Below are 516 nucleotides of genomic sequence, written 5' to 3' on the forward strand. Positions count from 1 at the left end.
CAGCGACGCCTTTCCGGATATTGCCGGCGCGTTCGATGCCGATGCGGTGGTGGATGGAGAGCTGCTCGTGCGCGGCGATGTGCAGGGCGGCCAGGCGGCCAGTTTCAACGCCCTGCAACAGCGCCTCGGCCGCAAGACGGTGACAGCGAAGATGCTGCGCGATGCGCCCGCCTTCGTGCGGCTGTACGATATTCTGATCGAGGGCGACGACGATTTGCGCCCGCTAACCTGGAGCGAGCGGCGCAAGCGGTTGGAAGCGTTCGTTCCGAAACTGGACCAGAGCCGTTTCGACATCAGCCAGCTGATCCCCTCGGACAGCTACGATGACCTGGCAGAGGTCCGCGAAGGCGCGCGCGACGCCGCGATCGAGGGCGTGATGCTGAAGCGCAAGGACAGCCCCTATATCGCGGGGCGCAAGACCGGGCTGTGGTACAAGTGGAAGCGCGATCCGCTCGTCGCCGATTGCGTGATGATGTACGCTCAGCGCGGCTCGGGCAAGCGCAGCTCTTTCTACTC

At 64.9% G+C, this 516-nt stretch carries 1 protein-coding gene; it reads left to right on the forward strand.

All coding sequences use genetic code 11. The features are described 5' to 3' along the window. Positions 1-516: ATP-dependent DNA ligase (locus HUO12_RS14290; RefSeq protein ID WP_456298152.1), on the forward strand; the 516-nt coding region annotated here is incomplete at both ends.

This window comes from Altererythrobacter lutimaris (genome assembly GCF_013371495.1).
Classification (GTDB): Bacteria; Pseudomonadota; Alphaproteobacteria; order Sphingomonadales; family Sphingomonadaceae; genus Erythrobacter; species Erythrobacter lutimaris_A.